We start from the raw sequence: 20,986 nt of genomic DNA, 5'->3' as shown, positions 1-20,986 counted from the left end.
GCTCACTTCCGCGGTGTTCGGCGCTACGCGGTCTGGTGCTCACGCAGGTATCGGACCAGGCCGGCGACATCCTCGGGGACGAGGCGTCCGATCGCACCGCTGGAGTAGACGCTGACCACGACCTTGCCCTCCGGGTCGAGCACGAAGCCGGTCGACTGGAGGTGCCTCGGGTCGTCGTTGACGAATGCGCCGGTCGCTTCGGCGAACGCGGCGGCGTCGGCGCTGTGGCCCACCGGGAACTCCAGACCGTGCTCGGCGATCGTCTGCTTCGTGGTCGCCTCGTCATCGACGGAGACCGCGACCACCTTGACGCCGAGTTCGGCGAGCTTCCCCAGTGACCGCTGGAACGCGCGCAGTTGCGCCTTGCAGTACGGACACCACGAGCCGCGGTAGAAGAGCACCACACCGAAGCCGCCGGCGAGGGCGTCGGGCACTCGCAGGGTCTCCCCGTCGGGCAGGGAGAACGTCAGCGCGGGAAACTGCTCACCAGGCTGCAGCAGGCTCATTTCTGAATCTCCTTCGTTTCGATTTGCGGATCGTTTCTGGGTCGGGTCGGCGAGTTTCCGGCGCGGATGGAGAACCCGCGTGGCAGGTCGCCGTCTCGCCGGGCCGTCGGGCGACCGGTGGCCGGGCGCGCGGCGGAAGGCCCGGGTGCCCGCTCACCGGCCGGGTCAGGCGGGATCGAAGACGTCCCAGACCTGTGCGGTGCGGTCGTCCGCGCCCAGGCGGGCGAGCAGCACACCTGCGGAGTGCTCTGGAGTGAGCAGCTTCCCGTCGGCGTGCGAGCGGACGAACCGCTGGTGCAGCGCGGAGCCGATCGCGGCCGGATCCTGGTCGCGGATCCAGGTCTGGATGGCGGTGTCGACCGGCCCGGGGCGGTAGACGTTGGCGGTGACGCCGCTGCCGTCGAGTTCCAATCCGAGGTTGATCGTGTGAGCCTCGAGCGCGGCCTTGCTCGCGAGGTACGCGTTGCCGCCGATCATGCTGGCCATGTTGGCGACGGCGCCGGTGGAGACGTTCACGATCCGCCCCCAGCCGCGCTCGACCATCCCGGGCAGGAAGGCGAACGTGAGCGTCACGGCCGCGACCACGTTGATCTTCATGGCCGCGGCCCACTCGGTGGGGTCTGCCCGGACGCTCGGCGCGAGCGGCCAGACCACCCCCGCGTTGTTGACGAGGATGTCGACGTCGCCCAGCTCGTCGCGTACGCGCCCGATGGCGCTGGAGAGCTGCTCGTCCTCGCCGAGGTCCACCGGTACGACGAGTGCCCGGGAACCCGCCTCCTGGATGAGAGCCGCGGTTTCGGCGAGTTCGTTTTCGGAACGCGCCAGCAGAGCGACGGTCGCGCCCGCCCGGCCGAGTCCTACGGCGATCGCCCGGCCGATGCCCCGACCGGCGCCGGTCACCAACGCGGTCCTGCCTGCGAACGAATCAGTCATGCAATCTTGGCGTCGTGCTCCGGGCGAGTTCTTACCGCCATGAGACCGCCGTCACAGCGTAGGCCCGCGAGGCGTCTCGGCCGACCCGCCTCCTGGGCCGCGCTGGAGGTCGTTGGGCGTGGCCGTGGTTAGAGTTCGGTACGTGATGCCGGCAGACCCGACGACGCTGGACGACGGCCTCGACGCCTCAAGCCGACTCGACCCGGAGTCGGCCGAGTGGGTGCGCGCCCTCACCGGCAGCGGCGCGGAGCGGGAGGCGGCTGTCGTACGGCTGCACGAGCTCCTGCTGCGGGTCGCACGCGGTGAGGTACGGCGCCGCAGCGGGCTGCTGCGCGTCGACGGACCGGAGCTCGACGACCTGGCGCACCAGGCGGCGGCCGACGCGCTGCTGGCGATCACCAGCAAGATCGGGCAGTTCCGGGGAGAGAGTCGCTTCAGCACCTGGGCCTACAAGTTCGTGATCTTCGAGGTGTCGAGCAAGATCGGCCGCCACTTCTGGCGCCGGCCCCAGGTGCCGCTGGAGGCCGAGGACTGGGAGCGGCTGCCGGACCGGTTCGGCCTCGACCCGGCGCGGGAATCCGAGTGGCGCGAGCTGATCACCGCGCTGCGCCGGGCGGTGGAGACGGAGCTGACCGACCGGCAGCGCCAGGTATTCGTCGAGATCGTGCTGAACGGCGTACCGTTGGATGCCCTGGTCGCGCGGCTCGGCTCGAACCGGAACGCGGTCTACAAAATCATGTTCGACGCCCGGCGTAAGCTGCGGACCGCTCTCGCCGCTCATGGGTATCCGCATGTCAACACCTCGGAGCAGCGATGAACGGCTTGTCCGCACTCGACCGGTTTCTGCACACCGATCCTGAAGACGTCGGCTGCGGCCAGGCGATGGAGCTTCTGCACCTGTACGCCGAGCTGGCCGCCACAAACGCCGAGGCGGCGGCCGAGCGCTACCGCGGAGTCGCCGCCCACCTGCGCGACTGCGGCCCGTGTAAAGAGGACCTCGAAGGTCTGCTGGCCGCGATGACCGAGCCAAGGCCCTGACCCGAGGCACTCGTCGGGCCTGACGTCGAGGCCCTTGACCGCTGCCCCTTACGGCGCCCAGGTGCGGAAGCACGTGCGCCACCGCGCGAATCGCGCTGTGAGGTGCGCGTCGGCAGGCCCAGCCCGGGTGGCGGGAAGTCAGGGAGTCACGGTTCGGGCGAGCGTCGCCAGTAGGTGCTCGAGCGCTCTGCGGTCATTGTCGGTGAGGCCGCGGAGCACGGCCTCCTCGTTGGCCAGATGCTTCTCGATGAGCTGGTCGGTCAACGTGACTCCGGCCGGGGTCAACCCCACCACTCTGCCGCGGGCGTCGGCTGCCGAGACCGAGCGTGACACGAGGCCTCGGGCGATCAGCCGATCCACCCGCTTGGTCACCGCGCCGGTGGTGACAAGCATCCGCTGGCTCAGCTGACCCGCTGTTAGCGTGTACGGCTCGCCCTCTCGGCGTAGGGCCGCGAGCACGTTGAAGTCGCCATTGCCGAGATCTGCCGCGGCGAACGTCGGCCGCAGGGCAGCGTCGAGCGCCTCGGCCAGCTGTTGGATCCGCCCGATGATCAGCAACGGACTGGCGTCGAGGTCCGGTCGTTCACGGCGCCACTGACCAACGATCTCGGCGATGCGGTCCTCATCCACTCTTGCATCTTACCTTCCGTGGAAGATAAATTCTCTTCCGTGGAAGATAACTTTGATGGTACGTCGGCCTCGGTGGTGACGACGTACGTGGACCCATCCTGTCCGTTCGCCTGGATCACCTCGCGCTGGCTGATGGAGGTAGCGCGGATGCGTCCGATCGAGCTGCGGTTCGAGGTGCTGAGCCTCGCGGTGATCAACGAGCATCGCGACCTGGAGCCCTGGTACCGCGAATTCAACGACCGAGCCTGGGGCCCGGCGCGGGTGTGCGCGGCGGTAGTCGCACAACACGGCGCCGCTGCCCTCGCCCGGCTGTACCCGGCACTCGGGCGCCGGATCCACGACCAGGCCGACAAGGACTTCGACACCGTCATCCCGGCGGCCCTGGCGGAGGCGGGCCTGCCCGTCGAACTGGCCGACGCGGCTCATCGAAGCGACTTCGACCAGGAGATGCGGGCGAGCACCGCCCGCGCACAGCAACTCGTCGGCGAGGATCTCGGTACCCCGACGATCGCCGTCGATGACGTCGCCTTCTTCGGCCCCGTGCTGACCTCGATCCCCCGCGGCGAAGAGGCTCTGCGCGTCTTCGACGGCGTCCGCCTACTCGCAGGCTGTCGAGCGTTCTCCGAACTGAAGCGCGCCCGGGCTGAGGACCTCAGTTTCGCGTAGTTCTTCACGGTGATTAGAGAACACGCCCATCGCCGGTCGGGCCGCCGCGCGGGGCCGTGATCCACGGCGCGGCCCCGCGCGTGGCCCTGCCCACGGCCCCGTTGCCTCCCCTTGGAGGTGGCCTCGGTGGACGCACCTCTCTTCTCGTCGCCGGCCCGGTTGCGGCCATGGCGAGCCGTGCGCCTCGACGCCGCGGCGAAGTGTCTCTTGCCGCGGCGTCGAGGCGCTGCGGCGAAGTGTCTGTCGCCGGCCGTCACGCCGTCGCCCGGCCCGAGATTCCGACAGACCTGCACGGCGTGACCATTCAAGAGGCGGGTCAACCGGCATCGGAGCCCGAGGCGGTTTCGCTGACGCGGACGGACCTCGCCCGCCAGTCAGGGTGAGAGCGTTAACAATCGTGGGCCGCGAACCTCGATTCGCAGGCCTCAATGGATTGCCGAGGACGACCTGGAGCGGTGGAACGCCCGCCTGAAACAGGACGACCTGTGCGGTGCACGATTCATCGTGCCGAGCCTTTTGTCCCGCCGAGGAAGTGGCCACGGGTCAGGCGGCCCTGCGCAGTTGAGCGTCGTGGTCTACCGGCGCGGGCATCCGGCTCGGCGTGCTCGAATCCGGGTCACCGAGCATCTGTCCAAAGCGGACAATCGCCGTCTTTCGGGGGCGCGGCCCGCCCGGCGTCACCCGGGAGGAGCGCACCCAGCGCCGTTGACAGTGTTTTTCATCGATGTTTCAATGGGGCACCGTAGAATGTTACCGTTAACAGTGGAGACATCATGAGCAACCGAAGGGTGTCCCGGTTATGTGTCGGGGCATCAGTAGCCGTGGCGGTGCTGGCCCTGACGATGGCCGCACCAGCGGCCGGGGTTGTCGCCGTCGTTCTGGTTCTCGCCGCCGCCCTGGTGAAGCACTTGAGTGCCGGTGTGACCCGGCACAAGAGCGTGCGTGGACTCTCGATCGCGACGATCGGTGCGCTCGTGTGCGCCGGTCTGATGGCGCCGGCCGGCGTGGCGTCTGCCGCCGAAGGATGGTCGCCCCGGTCGTCGTACACGTCGACCGACAAGGGTGACGGCTCGTACTCGGTGCCGCTGCTCAACTCCGACGTGCCGGACATCAGCGTGGAGCGGGTCCCCGCCGCGGAGAACGACGAGGGCCGGGACGTCTACTACATGATCAGCACGACGATGCACCTGAGCCCCGGTGCGCCGATCATGAAGTCCTACGACCTGGTGAACTGGGAGATCGTCAACTACGTGTTCGATCGGGCGAGCATCGGTGACGCGTTCTCGCTGCGCAACGGGCAGAACTCGTACGGTCAGGGCCAGTGGGCGTCGTCGCTGCGTTACCACGACGGCATGTTCTACGTCGTCTTCAACACGAACAACCTCGGTGGGGCGTACCTCTACCGCACCGACGACATCGACAACGGGGCGTGGCAGCGCACCCCGCTGGGTCGTGGCCTGCACGACCCGTCACTCTTCTTCGATGTCGACGGTACGGCGTACATCTTCTACGGCTCCGGCGGGACGAGCGCGGTACGTCTCAACTCCGACCTGACCGCCATCGAGCAGACCTACTCCAACATCTTCACGGCGAACGACTACGCCGGTAAGCCGTTCATCGGCGGCCTGTTCGAGGGCGCCCAGTTCTACTACATCGACGGCTACTACTACGCGGTCATCATCACCTGGCCTTCGGGCCAGGGGCGCCAGGTGGTCATGTTCCGCTCACGAGATCTGCTCGGGCGCTACACGTCCGCGGGCGGCGTGAACACGTACGAGGCGCGTGGGGTGCTCAACTCGAACGGCTTCGCGCAGGGCAGCCTGGTGCCGATCTCCCGCGAGGGCGGCGGGACCGACTGGTACGGCATGTTCTTCCGCGACACGTTCCCGATCGGCCGCATCCCGGCGCTCATCCCGGCCACGTGGCAGGACGGCTGGCCGACCTTCGGCAACAACGGGGTCGTACCGGTGGACGGTGTGTTCGAAAAGCCGATCAAGCTCAGCCCGGCCGATGAGCTGTTCGAGCGGCAGAAGAGCGTCGTCGCCTCGGATGACTTCGCCAACGACGCGCCGCACAGGAAGTACACGGACGAGGAGTGGGCGATCCCGGAGCCGCCCGAATACGACGAGTCCCTCATCGGCGTCGAGCTTCTGCAGAATCCCGGTTTCGAGTCCGGATCGGTGTCGCCGTGGGGCGCTCAGTACGGTGCGACGGTCAGCCTGGGCTCGGCCGATCCGGCTGCGGGATCGGCGGCGTTGAAGGTGAGCAACCGGACCCTCAACGGTTCCGGTCCGAACCAGTTCCTCAACGGCAAGATGCAGCACGGCTTGACCTACACCGTCTCCGCGAAGATCAAGTACACCTCCGGCCCGAGCGCGGTGCAGTTCAACCTGGCCGCTGACTGGGGTGCGGGCGTGCAGGTCATGGCGTCCAGGAGCGTGCCGGTCGGGCAGTGGACGACGGTGTCGGGCCAGTACACGGTGCCGGCGACGGCGAACCTGGACAACTTCAAGTTCGCGGTGGAGACGCCGTGGGCCAACCCGCAGCCGCCGTCGTCGAGCGTCGAGTACCTGATCGACGACGTCTCGATCATCGGGCAGCCGGTGACGGCCGAGTACCCGACGGAGGAGGAGATCAAGCCCAACGGGTCGCGCCTGGACGTGGCGTGGCAGTGGAACCACGCGCCCGACAACCGGTACTGGTCGCTCACCGACCGGGACGGATGGCTGCGGCTGACGACCGGCAAGGTGGTGACCGGCAAGTACGTCTACACGAAGCTCTCCAACCGCGCCGAGCTGGCCTGGTTCGAGGAGGCCCGGAACACGCTGTCGCAGCGTACGTTCGGGCCGCGGCAGTCGGCGGAGACCAAGCTGGACATCGGCGGGATGAAGAACGGCGATGTCGCCGGCCTGGCCGCCTACAACCGCGGATTCTCGTACGTGGCGGTCAAGCGCACCGGCGGTGCGAACACCCTCGGGATCGTCAACCGGGTCCAGCCGTTCGCGGTCGACCTCGACCAGGCGACGCTGGAGAACTTCCTGCCGGGCACGACCGTGTCGCTGGGGGACGCGACCGAGGTGTACCTGAAGGCCGACCTGGACTTCGCGTCCCCCGTCGGCCAGCTGTGGACGACCTTCTACTACAGCCTCGACGGGCTCAACTGGACGCGCCTGGGCAGCCGGGTCGGCCCGCAGACGCTGGACGGCAGCCTCGCCCACTTCATGGGGCACCGGGTCGGCTTGTTCAACTACGCGACCCAGGAGACCGGTGGACATGTCGACTTCGACTACTACCTGCTCAGCGACAAGCTGACCGCGCAGGGCCTGCCGCTCGACACCACCGACCTCGACGCGGCCATCGCGCACGCCGGCACGCTCGACAAGCACTACTACCCGAAGGACGCGTGGGCGGCGATGCAGGCCGCGCTCGCCGGCGCGAAGGCGGCGCGGGCCGGTGGGTTCGGCAGCCAGAACCAGATCGACGCGCCGGAGCGGGCACTCAGCTACCAGCTCGCCCGACTCGGCGTGCTCAGGACCGACACGCCGTCGTTGGACCTGTCCGTCGTCGCCGGCACCCGGTGCGCCGACGGCAGGGCGATGGTGACGGTGCAGGTCACGAACAACGAAACGGTCCAGGTCAGGGCTTCGGCGACCTCGGCGTACGGACAGACGCCGTTCGGGGTGCTGCCGGCGGGGAAGCAGAAGTCCCGGGTCTTCCCGACGGGCGCGGCACGTGTGCCGGCCGGCGAATTGACGGTGACCGGGTCGGCGAGGCTGAACGGCGTGCCGGCCGAGGTGACGGTGACGGCACCGTACGAGGCACGATCCTGTGACTGAGTGACGGACGGGGCGGCCCGGCTGAGCCTCGGGCCGCCCCGCCCTCCAACACACCCCCTGGCTCCGGTCGAGCCGGCCGACGCACCCCGACGGCGGCCCGCTCAGCGACCGGATCCGCTCCGGGCCGTACCGCAACCGACACCGGGCACCCACGAACCGTTTCCCGGTTCACCTCGCAGATCAAGGAGGAAGTGTCGTGGAACAACGTCTGCTGAGATCGACTCGACGGCGGATCACCGCCGTCGCGGCGGTCGTCGCACTGGTGATGGGATCCGGCGCCGTCGCGGCGGCGCCCGTCCAGGCGGCCAGCTCGAACCTCATCGTGAACGGCGGGTTCGAGGACGGCCTCGCCGGTTGGTTCGCGAACAACGGCAACGCCGCCGACACCGCCGCGCTGTCGACCACGACGGACGCCCACTCCGGTACGAGCGCGGTGCTCGTCACCAACCGGAGCACGACCGGTTCCGGCCCGATGCAGGACCTCTCCGGCAAGGTGCAGGCCGGCAAGACCTACCTGGTCACTGCGCAGGTGAAGTACGAGAACCCGAACAGCCCGTCGACCAAGCAGTTCTTCGTCACCATGCACTACGGCGGCTCCACGTACACCAACCTCGGCACGGTCACCGTGCCGCGCGGGCAGTGGGGACTCATCCAGGGCACCTTCACGATCCCCGCTGGGCAGAATGTCAGCACCGCGCGGATCTTCGTCGAGACGCCGTGGACGTCGACCCCGTCGAGCGCACCGGACACCCACCTCATGGACTTCAAGGTCGACGACGTGACGCTCCAGGAATACGTCGTGTCGAAGACCATCGAGGTGGTCGGCAAACTCCCCGGCGAGCACAACCCGCTCATCGGGCACAAGTTCGGCGCCGACGGGTTCGGCTTCGTGCACGACGGCCGGGTGTACCTATACATGACCAACGACACCCAGGGGTACGCCCCCAACCCGTCCACCGGTGTCTCCCCGGGCATCAACTACGGCGACATCAACCAGATCACCGTGATCTCCTCCACCGACCTGGTCAACTGGACGGACCACGGTGAGATCCAGGTGGCCGGCCCGAACGGCGTGGCGCCGTTCACCGGCAACTCGTGGGCGCCCGGCATGGCGAAGAAGGTCGTGAACGGGCAGGAGAAGTTCTTCCTCTACTACGCCAACGGTGGCGGCTCGAGCAACGTGATCACCGGCAGTTCACCGGTCGGCCCGTGGACCAGCGAGCGCACCAGCACCCTGATCAACGGTGGCACTCCCGGCGCGGAGACCGTCGCCTGGAAGTTCGACCCGGCGCCGCTGGTGGACGACGACGGCCAGGCGTACCTCTACTTCGGTGGCGGCCCGGCGTCGACGAGCCTGCCGCCGGTCGAGCGGTTCAACAACCCGAAGAACCTGCGGGGGATCAAGCTGGGTGACGACATGGTCTCCACCGAGGGATCCGCGGTCGTGGTCGACGCCCCGGTCGCCTTCGAGGCGGGTCATGTGTTCAAGCGGGAGGGCAAGTACTACTTCTCGTACTCCTCGCACTTCGGCGGCAACGACTTCGGCGGTAACCAGCCGCGCGTGCCCGGTTACCCCGGCGGCGGCCAGATCGGCTACATGATCTCCGACGACCCGATGTCGTGGCCGAAGGAGACCTACGCCGGTGTGCTGTTCCCGAATCAGTCGCAGTTCTTCGGCGCCGGCACCGGCGGCAACAACCACCAGTCGGTGTTCGAGTTCGAGGGCAAGTACTACTTCACGTACCACGCGCCGACGCTGAACAAGCGGATCAACGGCAACACCACCCAGGGGTACCGCAGCCCCCACCTGCAGGAGCTGACGTTCAACCCGGACGGCACCATCCAGCAGGTCGTCGGCGACTACGCCGGGGTCGACCAGGTGCGCAACTTCGACCCCTACCGGGTGTTCGAGGCGGAGACCCTGGGCTGGAGCAAGGGCATCGCGACCGCGAAGGTCGACGGCGCCTCCGCCGAGTTCGGCACCGCGGCACCGAACCTGGTGGTGCGTGACATCGACGACGCGGACTGGACGGCGCTGTCGTCGGTCGACTTCGGCGCCGACGGCGCGGCCAGCGTGACGGCCAAGGTGCGTGCGCTCGCCGCCGGCGGACGCATCGAGGTGCGGTTGGATGACGTCGCTGGCCCGGTGGTCGGCACCATCCAGGTCGACACGCCGACCGGCGACTGGGCCGAGGTGACCGCCGACCTCCAGGGCGCGTCCGGCGTGCACGACGTCTACTTCACCTACCGCGGCCCGGCTGGTGAGGACCTCTTCGAGATCGACTCCTGGGCGTTCGAGGCCGTACCCCCGCTCGACCTGTCGGTGACCGCGGACACCCGCTGTGTCGGCGAGAAGGTGATGGTCACGGTCCGGACGGCGAACAACGAGGCGGTCCACGTGTCGGCGTCGGCGGAGTCGGCGTACGGGACGCGGCCGTTCGGGTCGGTGCCGCCCGGCAAGGAGAAGTTCCGGTCGTTCCCCACCGCGGCGGCCAGCGTGCCGGCGGGTGAGGTGACGGTGACGGCCACGGCGACCGTCGACGGCGAGCCGGTGTCGGCGTCGTTCACGGCGAGCTACGCCGCCCGCTCCTGCGGCTGATCATCGCGATGGTGGCGGCGGCTCGGCATCACCGGGCCGCCGCCACCTGCAGTTCAGCGCCCGGATACAGCGCCGGCGCCGATGCTCTGCGCGTCGTTGCCGCCCAGCGCACCGCCTGTGCTCCGCGGGCGGTCGCACGGACGGCGCCCGCCTGAGAGGCCGGGCTCAGGCAGTCAGATCCATCGACTCGCTTCGCACGTCTGCCGGCGTGCGTTGACCGACTGGTCGTCGGGCCTCGGCAGGATCACGGTCCGCCGAGGACGCAGGTGTGTAGCCGAGTTCGTGCGAGATCCGGTTCGCGGTCTCCAAGAGGAGCGGAAGACTGCTCTTCAGTTGGTCGAGGTTCGAGATGACCTCGATCGCGGTGATCGAGGCGGCGGCGATGACCCGCCCGCGCGAATCCCTGACCGGTGCGGCGACGCACATAACGTACGCGTCGTGCTCGCCGTTGTCCGTGGCCCAGCCGTGTTCGCGGATGCGGGCGAGTTCGGCTTCGAGGGAGTCGCGGTCGGCGAAGGTGGTGTCGGTGAACCGCTCGTAGGTGACGTGGGAGAGAAGGCGGTCTCGTTCCTCGGCCGGCAGGTAGGCCAGGATCGTCTTGCCGACGGCGCTCGCGTAGATCGACACCGCGCGCCCTATCCGGGACGGCAGCTTCACCGCGTCGAACGCCGGGCTGTCCACCTTGTCGATGTAGATGATCTCGTCGCCGGTCAGCTGCGCCAGGTGGACGGTGTGGCCGGTCTCGCGCTGCAGCACACGTAGGTGCGTGGCGGCGAACTGGCGCAGGTCCATCGAGCCGAGCGCGAGCTCCGACAGTTCGATGAGGCCGCTGCCGAGCACGTACGTCCCCGCACCGGTGCGGCGAACGAAGCGCGCGGACTCCAAGGTCTGCAGGATCCGCAGGGCTGTGGACTTGTGGACGCCCAGCACGTCCGCCGCCTCGGTGAGTGACAGCGGGTGCTCTGCGGAGCGACGGATCAGGTCGATCGCGCGGCGAATCGATTGCGACAAGGCGAAGTCTCCCTTCGCACGGCGGCTCTCTGCCGCCGCCACATTGCAATATGCGCAATGATAGGGCGCTCCACGCGCAACCGCCACTTGACACCGTTGCATATGTCGCTACGATCGTTGCAAATTTAATCTCGACGACTCTGACCTGTTGCAGAGGAGTAACGATGAGTAAGCAGCCCGCCCGCTTCCGCGTCGTCGGGGCGGCATGTGCCCTCGGCTTGGTCGCCGCTCTTCTGACTGGCTGTGGCTCCGACGGCGGTTCCGGTGATGGCGTCGCGAAACTGACCTTCGCCGCTTCGACCTTCGGCGACCCGGGTCGCGGTCCGCAACTGACCGCCTGGCTCGAGGAGTTCAACAAGAGCCAGGACAAGGTGCAGGTCTCCGCCGCCGCGGTGCCGTACCCGACCTTCGGTCAGACGGTGCTCACGCAGATGGGCAGCGGCAAGGGACCCGACCTGGTCCGCTTCGACATGCCCGAGTTCGAGGCCGCCGCGGACGCCGGCCTCATCGCGCCGCTTGACAAGCTGGTCGACGCCGGCAAGTACGACCTGCTCAAGCAGCCGGACCAGTTCATGGTCCACGATGGCGTCCGGCACGGCATCATCTTCGAAGCGTCGAACTACGCGATGTTCTACAACGCGGACCTGATCCCGAAGCCACCCGCCACCTATGAGGAGTTCACCGCCACGGCCAAGTCGCTGACCAAGGGCGACGTCTTCGGCCTGGCGTTCCGCCAGACCGAGGCCGAGGAGGCCGGCGTCTGGCAGGACATCTTCAATTACGTCTACGGCTTCGGCGGTGCGTGGTCCGACGGCAAGAACCTGACGATCAACTCGCCCGAGAACCTCAAGGGCCTGCAGGCGTACAAGGACCTCTACGACGCGAACGTCATCCCGCGCGGCGCGGACGCGGCGACGTTCCGACGGATGTTCGCCGAGGGCAAGGTCGGGATGGAACTCAACAACGGGGGGTACGTGACCGCGACGCGCGGCCAGAACCCGCAGCTCAATTTCAACGTCGCGCCCATCCCGTTCCCGGTACGCAAGCAGGGCGCGATCCTCGCACCGATCGTGATCAACGAGGCGAGCCCGGCCAAGGACGAGGCGGCCACGTTCATCAAGTGGGCGCTGGAGCCTCAGAACCAGGTCAAGTTGCAGGAGATCCTCGGCGCGAGCAGCGTCGCCACCACCACGCAACGCAGCGCGGCATCGCTGGAAAAGACCCCGTTCCTCACCGTCTTCGACGAGCTCACCGAGACCAGCCTGCCGCAGATCGTGCTCGGCTTCGAGGCCAAGACCCCGGACATCCGCAAGGTGGTCGTGCAGAACGTGATCGCGGCACTGCAGGGCAAGGCCGACCTGAAGTCCGCACTCGATCGAGCCCAGCAGCAGGCGACCGAACTGGTCGGCTGACAGCTCGACAGGACGACGCCGCCGGCGTGACGGTCGGCCCCGCCGGCGGCGTCCTACCCCGAAGGATCACACCCGATGACTGTGCTCGACCAGACGAGAGCACCGGGCACGACGCGTGGCCCCGGAGCACGGCGCAGGCGCAGCCCGCTCGGCAGCAAGTGGACGCCGTATCTGTTCCTGGCACCCGCCGCCCTGTTCATCCTGGTCTTCCAGGCGGTACCGCTCCTCCAGGAGATCTACCTCAGCTTCACGCGAACGTCGCTGCTCAATCCCACCCGCAGTGAGTGGGTGGGGCTCGGCAACTTCAACCGCATCTTCGGCGACCCCGACTTCCGCCACACCCTGCTGATCACCTTCGTCTACGTGGTCGCCTGCGTCGTCGGCGCGGTCGGCACCGGACTCGTCGTCGCGCTCCTGCTCAACAGGGGTTTTCGGGGCCGGGGCGTGGCTCGGGCGCTCGTGACCATTCCCTGGGCCGCCCCCGGAATCGCGGTCGCGCTCATCGCGACGTGGATGCTCAACGCGCAGTACGGCATCGTCAACCGGCTCCTCGACGCGGTGGGCCTCGGCGTACCCGGCGGCGCGATCCTGGACAGCCCCCGGTACGCGCTCCCGGCGGTGCTCGCGACGACCATCTGGCAGCTCTTCCCGTTCACCTCCGTGGTGCTGCTCTCCGCGCTGCAGGCCGTTCCACAGGACCTCAACGAGGCCGCGACCATGGACGGCGCCGGGCGGTGGGCGAGCTTCCGTGCCGTCACCTGGCAGGTCATCAAGCCGACCGTCGGACTGCTGGCGCTGCTCATGACGATCTGGTCGCTGCGGCGGTTCGAGCTCATCTGGCTCATGACCAAGGGCGGACCGGTCGGTGCGACCGAGACCCTCGTCATCGACCTCTACTCGCAGGCCTTCGACTCGAAGGAACTCGGCTCGGCGGCGGCCATCGGCATGGTCGGCGTCATCATCTCGCTCATCGTCATCACCGGTAGCCGACTGGTCGCTCGCGCCGTGGAGAAGGAGAACGTCCGATGAGGCGCTTGCGCTTCGGCCTCACCGCGCGGATCGTAGCCGTGCTGGTCGTACTGGGCATCGCGGTGTTCCCGCTGTACTGGATGCTCGTCACGGCGCTGTCCAGCAACGGCGACCTGTTCGCCGAGCGGCCGCGCCTCACGCCGGACCTCGGCCGGTTCGGGATCTTCGTCGACGCGCTGGCCGAGGGCAAGGCGGCCGGGTGGCTGCTCAACAGCCTGGTGATCGCCGTCGGCACGATGGTCCTCTCCGTCGGCCTGGGTATCCCGCTCGGTTACGCGCTGTCCCGGTTCTCGTTCCGGGGCAAGGCCGTGCTGACCGTCGTGCTGCTGTTCACCCAGATGCTTCCCGAGGCGCTGATGGTGGTGCCGCTGTTCGCGCTGTTCCGCCGCTTCGACCTGCTCGACTCGCTGACCGGCCTGGTCCTGGTGAACTCCGCGTTCGTCCTGCCGATCGTCGCGCTGATCCTCAAGGGCGCGATCGACGGCATCCCGAAGGAGCTGGAGGAGGCAGGACGCGCCGACGGCGCACGGCCCTTCACCATCCTGACCCGCATCAACGTACCGCTGATCGCCCCCTCGATCGCGGCGACCGCGGTCATCGCCTTCTTCCACGCCTGGAACGAGTACGTGTTCGCGGTGACGTTCGTCTTCACTCCGGAGCTGCAGCCGGCCTCCGTCGGGATCGCGAACTTCATCGGCGAGCTGGGCACACCGATCCAGACGGTGATGGCCGTCGCCTTCCTGTTCACGCTGCCCGCCGTCGCCTTCTACCTGTTGGCGCAGAAGTACGTCGTGTCCGGCATGACCGCCGGTGCGGTGAAGGGTTGACCCGACAAATGAAGATCATCTCCGTCGACACGCTGGTCGTCGACTTCTACCGCACCAACCTCGTCATCGTCCGCGTCCACACGGACGAGGGGATCGTCGGGCTCGGCGAGGCCACCCTGGAAGGCAAGGAACGGGCCGTCCAGGGCGCGATCGCCGAAGTCGCGGAAGCAGTCGTGGGCCTGGACCCCACCCGGATCTCGAAGATCCTCTACGAACTCGCACGCGACTGGTACTGGCGCGGCGGACCGGTCATCATGACCGCGCTGAGCTCGCTGGAGATGGCCCTGTGGGACATCTCGGCCCGAGACCTCGGCGTCCCCGTCTCCCGGCTGCTCGGCGGCGCCACAAGGGACCGCGTGCGCGCGTACGCGAACGGCTGGTTCTCCGGGGCGGTCACACCGGAGGACTACGCGGCCGCCGCACGCAAGACGGTGGATACCGGCTTCCGGGGCCTCAAATGGGACCCGTTCGAGAACTACGACCTGACCATCACGACCCAGCAGCTGGACCGGGTGCTCGCCCAGATCGACGCCGTTCGCGCCGCGGTCGGTCGCGAGGTCGAGCTGTTCATCGAGGGGCACGGCCGCTTCGACGTCCGCCACGCGATCAAGATCTCGAAGGAGATCGCCCAGTTCGACCCGGTGTGGTTCGAGGAGCCGTGCCCGCCGGACAACCTCGACGCGCTGGTCGACATCCGCCGGGCCTCGCCCGTGCCCATCGCCGCGGGCGAGCGGTGGTACGGCCGGCAGGGCTTCGCGCCGGCGCTCGCGCGCCAGGCCGTCGACTTCGTCCAACCCGACGTGACGCACGCCGGCGGGATCGCCGAGCTCGCCTTCATCTCGACACTCGCCTCGACCAGCTATGTGGGATTCGCGCCGCACAACCCGAGCGGTCCGCTCAGCACGGCCGCGACGCTGCAGCTCGGCGCTACGCTGCCGAACTTCCGGTACCTGGAGATCATGGCGACGGACGTACCCTGGCGCCCCGAGATCACCAACGAACGGCTGGTGCTGACCGACGACGGCGACCTGCTGATCCCGACCGGGATCGGCCTGGGCATCGAGGTCGACCTCGATGCGATCGAGCGCCACCCGTTCACACCGCACCCGATGCGCATGTTCCGTGATGCCGTCTACGACATCCGTCCTCGCGACGAGCGGTCGTTCTTCAACCTGGAGAGCGGCTCATGACCGTGCCACGTCCCCGCGCCGCCGAGTCGCAGTGGTGCGGGACCGCCAGCGACGCGTTGCCGTACGACGGCGAACACAGCGTGCTCATCGGCCGGATCTGGGACCCGTCCGTCGACGGCCCGTCACCCGTGGTCGTACGAGACGGCGAGGTCTTCGACATCAGTCACCAGTTCCCGACGGCCCGCGACATCTGCGAGCTGCCCGATCCCGCCGCGGTGGTCGCCGGGCTCGACGGGCCGCGGGTATGCGGATTCGGGGAGATCCTGGCCAACACGGGCGCCGAGACCCGCGACCCCGACCGGCCCTGGCTGCTCGCCCCGGTCGATCTTCAAGCGCTCAAGGCCGCCGGGGTGACCTTCCCGGTCTCGATGATCGAACGCGTCATCGAGGAGCGGGCCAGGGGAGACCTCGCGCTCGCGGCGGACATCCGTCACCGGATGCTCGCCGACATCGGTGTCGACCTGCACGGCCTGGTTTCCGGCTCGGCGGAGGCGGAGCGGCTGAAGAATCTGCTGGTCGCCGAGGGCATCTGGAGCCAGTACCTGGAGGTGGGAATCGGACCGGACGCCGAGATCTTCACCAAGGGGCAGATCCTCTCCGCCGTCGGCACCGCCGTTCCGGTCGGCGTGCTCGCCGCATCGACCTGGAACAACCCGGAGCCCGAGGTGGCTCTCATCGTCGCGTCCAGCGGCCGGATCGTCGGCGCCACCCTCGGCAACGACGTGAACCTGCGGGATGTCGAGGGGCGCTCGGCGCTCCTGCTTCCCAAGGCGAAGGACAACAACGCCTCCTGTGCGCTCGGTCCCTTGATCCGGTTGTTCGACGAGCGGTTCGGCCTGGAACGGGTGCGCGAACTCGAGGTGCGCCTGCAGGTCCGGGGCGCGGACGGCTTCCAGTTGGAGGCAGTCTCGGAGATGTCCCGGATGTCGCGGGATCCGGAAGCACTGGTGCGGCAGTTGATCGGCCCGCACCACCAGTATCCCGACGGTGCCGTCCTGATGCTCGGGACCATGTTCGCGCCCGTCGAGGACCGGGACCGCCCCGGCGACGGGTTCACCCACAAGCTCGACGACGTGGTCCGGATCAGCTGCCCGGCGCTCGGCACCCTGGTCAACCGGGTGCGGCACGCGGAGGAGTGCGCGCCCTGGCAGTTCGGCGTCCGCGATCTCATGGGAAACCTCGTCCGGAGGGGGCTGCTGTGAACGTGGTGACCACAGTCGACCCGCGCGACGGTCGGAGCCGCTCGGCCGACCTCACCGAGACGGGCGGGTCCCGGCTGAAGACGATCGCGGGCGACGACGCCGCAGTGGTGCACGGGCTGGTCGACGTGCCGGCCGCCGGCGTGTGGGTCGCATCGTCTTCGACGGTTGTCGGTTCTGCCTGAGGAACTGCGAGATGAATACCGGGTCATTCCCCGGCGGGTAGATGGGAGGTTGGAACCAGGAGCGGAATAGTCGCGTCGACAAGTGGATTCCGACCGGCGCTTCGCGGCGACAGCCGGCGGCTCTCGATTGTTCGAACGACCAAAACCTGGGAAGAATCTGCGCGCCAGCACTTCTGGCGCCGATCCCGCCTGCCCTAATTGCATTCCTTGCGATTTGCCAACCCTATTTCCTCTTCAGGCATTGACCATCGCTAAAATTCATGGTTGTATCTTTTGCAGGGAACGATGTGAGCGCTCACATAGCGACATCTCTCGTCACTGGTATCCGTTCACCTCACCATCGATTGGTCGGTCGGCCGCTCGATGCGGTCTGACCACGAGCCGAAGAGGGAGCAGGAACATGCCCGTTGCACCTCCCCGTCCCCTGACACCGGCGCCGAGGCGCCGGCTGATGCTCGCACTGCTCGCCACCGCCACCGTCGCGGCCGGAGCGGTCGCCGCCGCCCCGGTGTCCGCCGCCCCACCTGCACCCGTGGGGCCGACCGTCACCCGTACCGACCAGCCGCCGACCGGGTACTCGGTCACCTTCAGGTACCGGGCGCCCGCGGACGTCCAGCAGGTCCACATCTACGGCGACTGGTTCTACTCCCGGCCCGAGAACATCCAATGCCAGGACTGCGGCGACGCCCGGCCACCCGCCGAGTGGCAGCCCGGCGACGTCGCGGCCACCCCGTGGCACATCCAGGCCATGCAGAAGGGCCCCGACGGGGTGTGGACGTTCACCACGCCGCTGCCCGCGGGCACCTTCCGCTACGCGTTCACGCACGACTGCACCAACGAACTCGCGACCGGTTGCACGCTGCACGACGACCCCGCCAACCCGTGGCAGATCCAGCCGCAGTACCCGGGCGCGCCCGGTGCCGTACGCAGCACCATCTACGTCCCGACCAGCAACAAGTTCCCCACGTACGACACCGGCTACCAGGCGCCGGTCGCCAAGGTCGGCACGCTGGAGACCCGGCGGTACACCTCGCCGCTGTCGACCAACCCGCCGGGGGTGCACGACATCGTCGTCTACCTGCCGCACGGCTACGACCCCGACCGGGAAAAGCCGTACCCGACCCTGTACCTGAGCCACGGCGGCGGTGACCACTCGACCGCCTGGACGATGCAGGGCGTGGCCCACCTCATCCTGGAGAACGCGATCAAGGATCGGGCCGTGGAGCCGATGGTGATCGTGTCCACCGACTTCAACGGCCTTCCCGGCGGCAACGAGGGCTACGTCAACGAGCTGCGGAACAACATCTTCCCGTTCGTCGAGCAGAACTACCACGTCTCCACCCGCCCGCAGGACCGGGCGTTCGGCGGCTTCTCCGCAGGCGGCAGCCGGGCGTACACCCTCATGTACAACCACACCGACCTGTTCGGCTACCACGCCGCCTGGAGCGCGGGCGGACCCGCCGCCACCCAGGCGCAGATCGACCGCATGAAGGCGGTGGCCGGCGGCATCATGATCGGCACCGGGCTCCAGGACCGCCTGGGCAACATCGCCGAGAACTCGCAGCGGAACGCCGCCGCCCTGCGGGCCGCCGGCGTCGAACTCGACGAGTACAACGTGCCCGGCGTGCACACCTGGCACGTCTGGCGCCCCCTGCTGAACCACTACCTGCGCGACCTGGCGTTCCGCACCACCGCGACCGGACTCGACGTCGAGACCGCCCCCGCGGGCGCCTCGCCCAACATCAAGGTCACCGCGACCGCGACGGTTGACGCCGTCAGCACCAGCATCGCCGCCCCCTCCGGCACTGTCGATTTCTACGCCGGCGACACGTACCTCGGGTCCGCTCCCGTGCACAAGGGAGTCGCCCAGCTGAAGAAGACCGTCCACGGCGAGCTCGACGCCCCGGTCGTCGCCCACTACCAGGGCGACAAGCTCTTCAACGGTTCGCAGAGCGCACCGGTCGCCGCCCGGTGACACCAGCCCCCGTGCCGACCTCCTAGGACCCCGGCCGCTCGCCCCCGGTCACACCGGGAGTGGGCGGCCGGGGCGTGCCACCTCGGCGCCGTGGCGAGGTGACGGCGAGCCCTCTGGCCGTGGTGGCCACAACCGGCACTGCGCCACGTCGGGAACGGCTCGTCCGGTCGGGCCCGGCCAGGCATCCCAGGCAATGCCTGGTCAGGCGGACATGGGCTCGCTGGGGCTGACCGTCAAACGCGCCATGCTCCACGACGCGGGCGGGAGGGTCAGCCGGATGTCGGAGCCGACCCGCCGTGCCGTGTCGTTGGGGCGAGGGGCGGCGTGATCCGGACCGCGGGCGGTGTTCCTGGCGTCGAGGTCGGTGCCGCCGACGGTCACGCACTCGATGATCCCTCGCACCTGGGCGCCGCTGAGGTCGACGGTCACCTCGGCGGGTGCGGCCAGGGCGCGGTTGACCAGGAACACGGCCATCTCGCCGGCGGCGTCGTCCCAGGTGGCGACCGCGTCCACCGCATCGATCTCGCCGTGCCGGTCGGTGGTCGTCGTGCTGCCGTCACGGAGTACGTCGAGGACGGCTCCGCGGGCGTGCCGGGCGGTGCGGGCGAAGGGGTGGAAGATGGTCTGGCGCCAGGCCGATCCACCCGGTTCGGTCATGATCGGTGCGATGACGTTGACCAGCTGGGCCTGGCAGGCCGCAGTGACCCGGTCGCTGTGCCGGAGCAGGCTGATGAGCAGGCCGCCGACGACGACGGCGTCCGCCACGCTGTAGTGATCCTCCAGCAACGGCGGTGCGACCGGCCAGTCCTCACCGCTCGGCGGCGTGGACGGCGCGGCGGACTGGTACCAGACGTTCCACTCGTCGAACGCGATCATGATCTTCTTGCTGGACCTGCGGATCGCCCCGACGGAGTCGGCGATGGCGGTGACGGAGTCGATGTACCTGTCCATCTCCTCGGCGGAGGCGAGGAAGCTGGGCAGGTCGTCGTCGACCGGCTGGTAGTAGGCGTGCAGGGAGATCAGGTCGACGTCGTCGTACGCCTCGGTGAGCACGTCGCGTTCCCAGCTGCCGAAGGTGGGCATGCCCATGTACGACGACCCGCAGGCGATGAGTTCGAGAGCGGGATCGAAACGGCGCATGGCCTTGGCGGTCTGCGCGGCGAGGCGTCCGTACTCGGGCGCGGTCCGCGCGCCCACCTGCCACGGGCCGTCCATCTCGTTGCCGAGGCACCACAACCTGATCCCGTACGGATCGGTAGCGCCGTTGTCGCGGCGCTGGTCGGCGAGGTGACTGCCGCCGCGGTGATTGGCGTATTCGAGCAGGTCGACGGCTTCGGCGGTGCCGCGGGTGCCGAGGTTGACCGCCATGATCGGTTCGGCGCCGGCCTTGCGGATCCAGCGCATGAACTCGTCGAGCCCGAACGCGTTGGTCTCCAGGCTGTGCCAGGCGAGGTCGAGCCGCGGCGGTCGTCGGTCGACCGGACCGACGCCGTCCTCCCACCGGTAGGAGGAGACGAAGTTCCCGCCCGGATAGCGGACCGTGGTGACGCCCAACTCCCGCACGAGCGCGAGGACGTCACGCCGGAACCCGTCCGGGTCGGCAGTCGGGTGCTCCGGCTCGTAGATGCCGGTGTAGACGCAGCGGCCCAGATGCTCCACGAACGACCCGAAGAGCCGGCGCGGTACCGGCGCGACCCGCCGGCGTGGGTCCAGCATCAAACGTGCCGTGTTCACGACGCCTCCCGGCGGACGGTCGACCGGGGCTCGGCCCGCAGGTGCCGCCGCGACCGGGCCGGCAGTCCGTGGCGGTGGGGGAGTGGGCTCTCGGCGCCGGCCAGGCGTTCCGGCGCTTCATCGAGGTGGGGGTTCAGGGGTGGCTCCCTTCGTGCGTGATCCCGACGCCACGATCTGCGCCGCTGCTCGGAACCGAGGGGTGGTGGGGACTGTGCG

Annotated in this window: 17 protein-coding genes; 12 read left to right on the top strand and 5 right to left on the bottom strand. The window is 68.7% G+C overall.

The window, feature by feature from the left end; all coding sequences use genetic code 11:
- Positions 1 to 23: 23 nt before the first annotated feature.
- Together BXA10_RS26270 and BXA10_RS26265 are read right to left on the bottom strand one after the other, a co-directional pair.
- Complete coding sequence (locus BXA10_RS26270; protein WP_076473528.1) at positions 24 to 506, bottom strand: peroxiredoxin family protein; 483 nt, start codon at positions 504 to 506, stop codon at positions 24 to 26.
- Positions 507 to 671: 165 nt separating this feature from the next.
- Positions 672 to 1,439: an SDR family NAD(P)-dependent oxidoreductase gene (locus BXA10_RS26265; protein WP_076473527.1), complete on the bottom strand. Its 768-nt coding sequence runs from the start codon at positions 1,437 to 1,439 to the stop codon at positions 672 to 674.
- A gap of 145 nt (positions 1,440 to 1,584) precedes the next feature.
- Here BXA10_RS26265 and BXA10_RS26260 point away from each other — a divergent pair, with 145 nt between their 5' ends.
- A complete protein-coding gene (locus BXA10_RS26260) occupies positions 1,585 to 2,256 on the top strand; it encodes an RNA polymerase sigma factor (protein WP_076473526.1) in 672 nt (223 codons plus the stop codon).
- Entirely contained in the window at positions 2,253 to 2,477 is a 225-nt protein-coding gene (locus tag BXA10_RS26255; RefSeq protein ID WP_076473525.1) for a hypothetical protein, read from the top strand. The genes BXA10_RS26260 and BXA10_RS26255 overlap by 4 nt, the downstream gene beginning before the upstream one ends.
- Before the next feature lie 138 nt (positions 2,478 to 2,615).
- Here BXA10_RS26255 and BXA10_RS26250 read toward each other — a convergent pair whose 3' ends face one another.
- Positions 2,616 to 3,107, bottom strand: coding sequence for a MarR family winged helix-turn-helix transcriptional regulator (locus BXA10_RS26250; protein ID WP_076473524.1), 492 nt, complete (start codon positions 3,105 to 3,107; stop codon positions 2,616 to 2,618).
- 39 nt (positions 3,108 to 3,146) lie between these two features.
- On the opposite strand from BXA10_RS26250, the gene BXA10_RS26245 reads away from it, so the two are divergent.
- The 3 genes from BXA10_RS26245 to BXA10_RS26235 all read left to right on the top strand — a co-directional run bounded on the left by BXA10_RS26245 (position 3,147) and on the right by BXA10_RS26235 (position 10,208).
- The gene (locus BXA10_RS26245) at positions 3,147 to 3,773 is read left to right on the top strand and encodes a mycothiol-dependent nitroreductase Rv2466c family protein (protein ID WP_084753320.1); all 627 of its coding nucleotides are present in this window, start codon (positions 3,147 to 3,149) and stop codon (positions 3,771 to 3,773) included.
- Between the two features lie 773 nt (positions 3,774 to 4,546).
- Positions 4,547 to 7,609 carry a beta-xylosidase family glycoside hydrolase gene (locus tag BXA10_RS26240; protein ID WP_245828510.1) on the top strand — a complete coding sequence of 1,021 codons (3,063 nt, stop codon included), beginning with the start codon at positions 4,547 to 4,549 and terminating at the stop codon, positions 7,607 to 7,609.
- 196 nt (positions 7,610 to 7,805) lie between these two features.
- Positions 7,806 to 10,208 carry a family 43 glycosylhydrolase gene (locus BXA10_RS26235; protein ID WP_076473522.1) on the top strand — a complete coding sequence of 801 codons (2,403 nt, stop codon included), beginning with the start codon at positions 7,806 to 7,808 and terminating at the stop codon, positions 10,206 to 10,208.
- Between the two features lie 165 nt (positions 10,209 to 10,373).
- On the opposite strand, the gene BXA10_RS26230 is transcribed toward BXA10_RS26235, so the two are convergent.
- Positions 10,374 to 11,261, bottom strand: a complete 888-nt coding sequence (locus tag BXA10_RS26230) for an IclR family transcriptional regulator (RefSeq protein ID WP_076473521.1) — start codon at positions 11,259 to 11,261, stop codon at positions 10,374 to 10,376.
- 122 nt (positions 11,262 to 11,383) lie between these two features.
- Between BXA10_RS26230 and BXA10_RS26225 the strand changes: the two genes are divergently transcribed.
- The 7 genes from BXA10_RS26225 (at position 11,384) to BXA10_RS26195 (ending at position 19,036) form a co-directional block, all read left to right on the top strand.
- On the top strand, positions 11,384 to 12,631 hold the full coding sequence (locus BXA10_RS26225; RefSeq protein ID WP_076473520.1) for an ABC transporter substrate-binding protein: 1,248 nt from the start codon (positions 11,384 to 11,386) through the stop codon (positions 12,629 to 12,631).
- A gap of 75 nt (positions 12,632 to 12,706) precedes the next feature.
- Complete coding sequence (locus BXA10_RS26220) at positions 12,707 to 13,660, top strand: carbohydrate ABC transporter permease (RefSeq protein ID WP_084753313.1); 954 nt, start codon at positions 12,707 to 12,709, stop codon at positions 13,658 to 13,660.
- Positions 13,657 to 14,487 carry a carbohydrate ABC transporter permease gene (locus BXA10_RS26215; RefSeq protein WP_076473519.1) on the top strand — a complete coding sequence of 277 codons (831 nt, stop codon included), beginning with the start codon at positions 13,657 to 13,659 and terminating at the stop codon, positions 14,485 to 14,487. The genes BXA10_RS26220 and BXA10_RS26215 overlap by 4 nt, the downstream gene beginning before the upstream one ends.
- Before the next feature lie 8 nt (positions 14,488 to 14,495).
- The gene (locus tag BXA10_RS26210) at positions 14,496 to 15,677 is read left to right on the top strand and encodes a mandelate racemase/muconate lactonizing enzyme family protein (protein ID WP_076473518.1); all 1,182 of its coding nucleotides are present in this window, start codon (positions 14,496 to 14,498) and stop codon (positions 15,675 to 15,677) included.
- Positions 15,674 to 16,879, top strand: a complete 1,206-nt coding sequence (locus tag BXA10_RS26205) for a fumarylacetoacetate hydrolase family protein (RefSeq protein WP_076473517.1) — start codon at positions 15,674 to 15,676, stop codon at positions 16,877 to 16,879. Before BXA10_RS26210 ends, BXA10_RS26205 begins: the two co-directional genes overlap by 4 nt.
- Positions 16,876 to 17,061 carry a hypothetical protein gene (locus tag BXA10_RS26200; protein ID WP_076473516.1) on the top strand — a complete coding sequence of 62 codons (186 nt, stop codon included), beginning with the start codon at positions 16,876 to 16,878 and terminating at the stop codon, positions 17,059 to 17,061. Before BXA10_RS26205 ends, BXA10_RS26200 begins: the two co-directional genes overlap by 4 nt.
- Before the next feature lie 451 nt (positions 17,062 to 17,512).
- The gene (locus BXA10_RS26195; RefSeq protein ID WP_076473515.1) at positions 17,513 to 19,036 is read left to right on the top strand and encodes an alpha/beta hydrolase-fold protein; all 1,524 of its coding nucleotides are present in this window, start codon (positions 17,513 to 17,515) and stop codon (positions 19,034 to 19,036) included.
- 201 nt (positions 19,037 to 19,237) lie between these two features.
- Here the strand turns inward: BXA10_RS26195 and arfA are convergent, their stop codons facing one another.
- Positions 19,238 to 20,770, bottom strand: coding sequence for an arabinosylfuranosidase ArfA (gene arfA, locus BXA10_RS26190; RefSeq protein ID WP_076473514.1), 1,533 nt, complete (start codon positions 20,768 to 20,770; stop codon positions 19,238 to 19,240).
- Positions 20,771 to 20,986 lie beyond the last annotated feature (216 nt).

Origin of the sequence: Micromonospora avicenniae (assembly GCF_900156065.1) — a bacterium.
GTDB lineage: Bacteria > Actinomycetota > Actinomycetes > Mycobacteriales > Micromonosporaceae > Micromonospora > Micromonospora avicenniae.
The sequence above is the reverse complement of the archived record's forward strand: the minus strand, read 5'-3'. Positions and strand labels throughout refer to the sequence as shown.

Excerpts from the sequence above, each read along its gene's own strand:
- BXA10_RS26270 (WP_076473528.1), bottom strand. The coding sequence starts at position 506 with ATGAGCCTGCTGCAGCCTGGTGAGCAGTTTCCCGCGCTGACGTTCTCC.
- BXA10_RS26265 (WP_076473527.1), bottom strand. The coding sequence starts at position 1,439 with ATGACTGATTCGTTCGCAGGCAGGACCGCGTTGGTGACCGGCGCCGGT.
- BXA10_RS26260 (WP_076473526.1), top strand. The coding sequence starts at position 1,585 with ATGCCGGCAGACCCGACGACGCTGGACGACGGCCTCGACGCCTCAAGC.
- BXA10_RS26255 (WP_076473525.1), top strand. The coding sequence starts at position 2,253 with ATGAACGGCTTGTCCGCACTCGACCGGTTTCTGCACACCGATCCTGAA.
- BXA10_RS26240 (WP_245828510.1), top strand. The coding sequence starts at position 4,547 with ATGAGCAACCGAAGGGTGTCCCGGTTATGTGTCGGGGCATCAGTAGCC.
- BXA10_RS26225 (WP_076473520.1), top strand. The coding sequence starts at position 11,384 with ATGAGTAAGCAGCCCGCCCGCTTCCGCGTCGTCGGGGCGGCATGTGCC.
- BXA10_RS26220 (WP_084753313.1), top strand. The coding sequence starts at position 12,707 with ATGACTGTGCTCGACCAGACGAGAGCACCGGGCACGACGCGTGGCCCC.
- BXA10_RS26215 (WP_076473519.1), top strand. The coding sequence starts at position 13,657 with ATGAGGCGCTTGCGCTTCGGCCTCACCGCGCGGATCGTAGCCGTGCTG.
- BXA10_RS26210 (WP_076473518.1), top strand. The coding sequence starts at position 14,496 with ATGAAGATCATCTCCGTCGACACGCTGGTCGTCGACTTCTACCGCACC.
- BXA10_RS26205 (WP_076473517.1), top strand. The coding sequence starts at position 15,674 with ATGACCGTGCCACGTCCCCGCGCCGCCGAGTCGCAGTGGTGCGGGACC.
- BXA10_RS26195 (WP_076473515.1), top strand. The coding sequence starts at position 17,513 with ATGCTCGCACTGCTCGCCACCGCCACCGTCGCGGCCGGAGCGGTCGCC.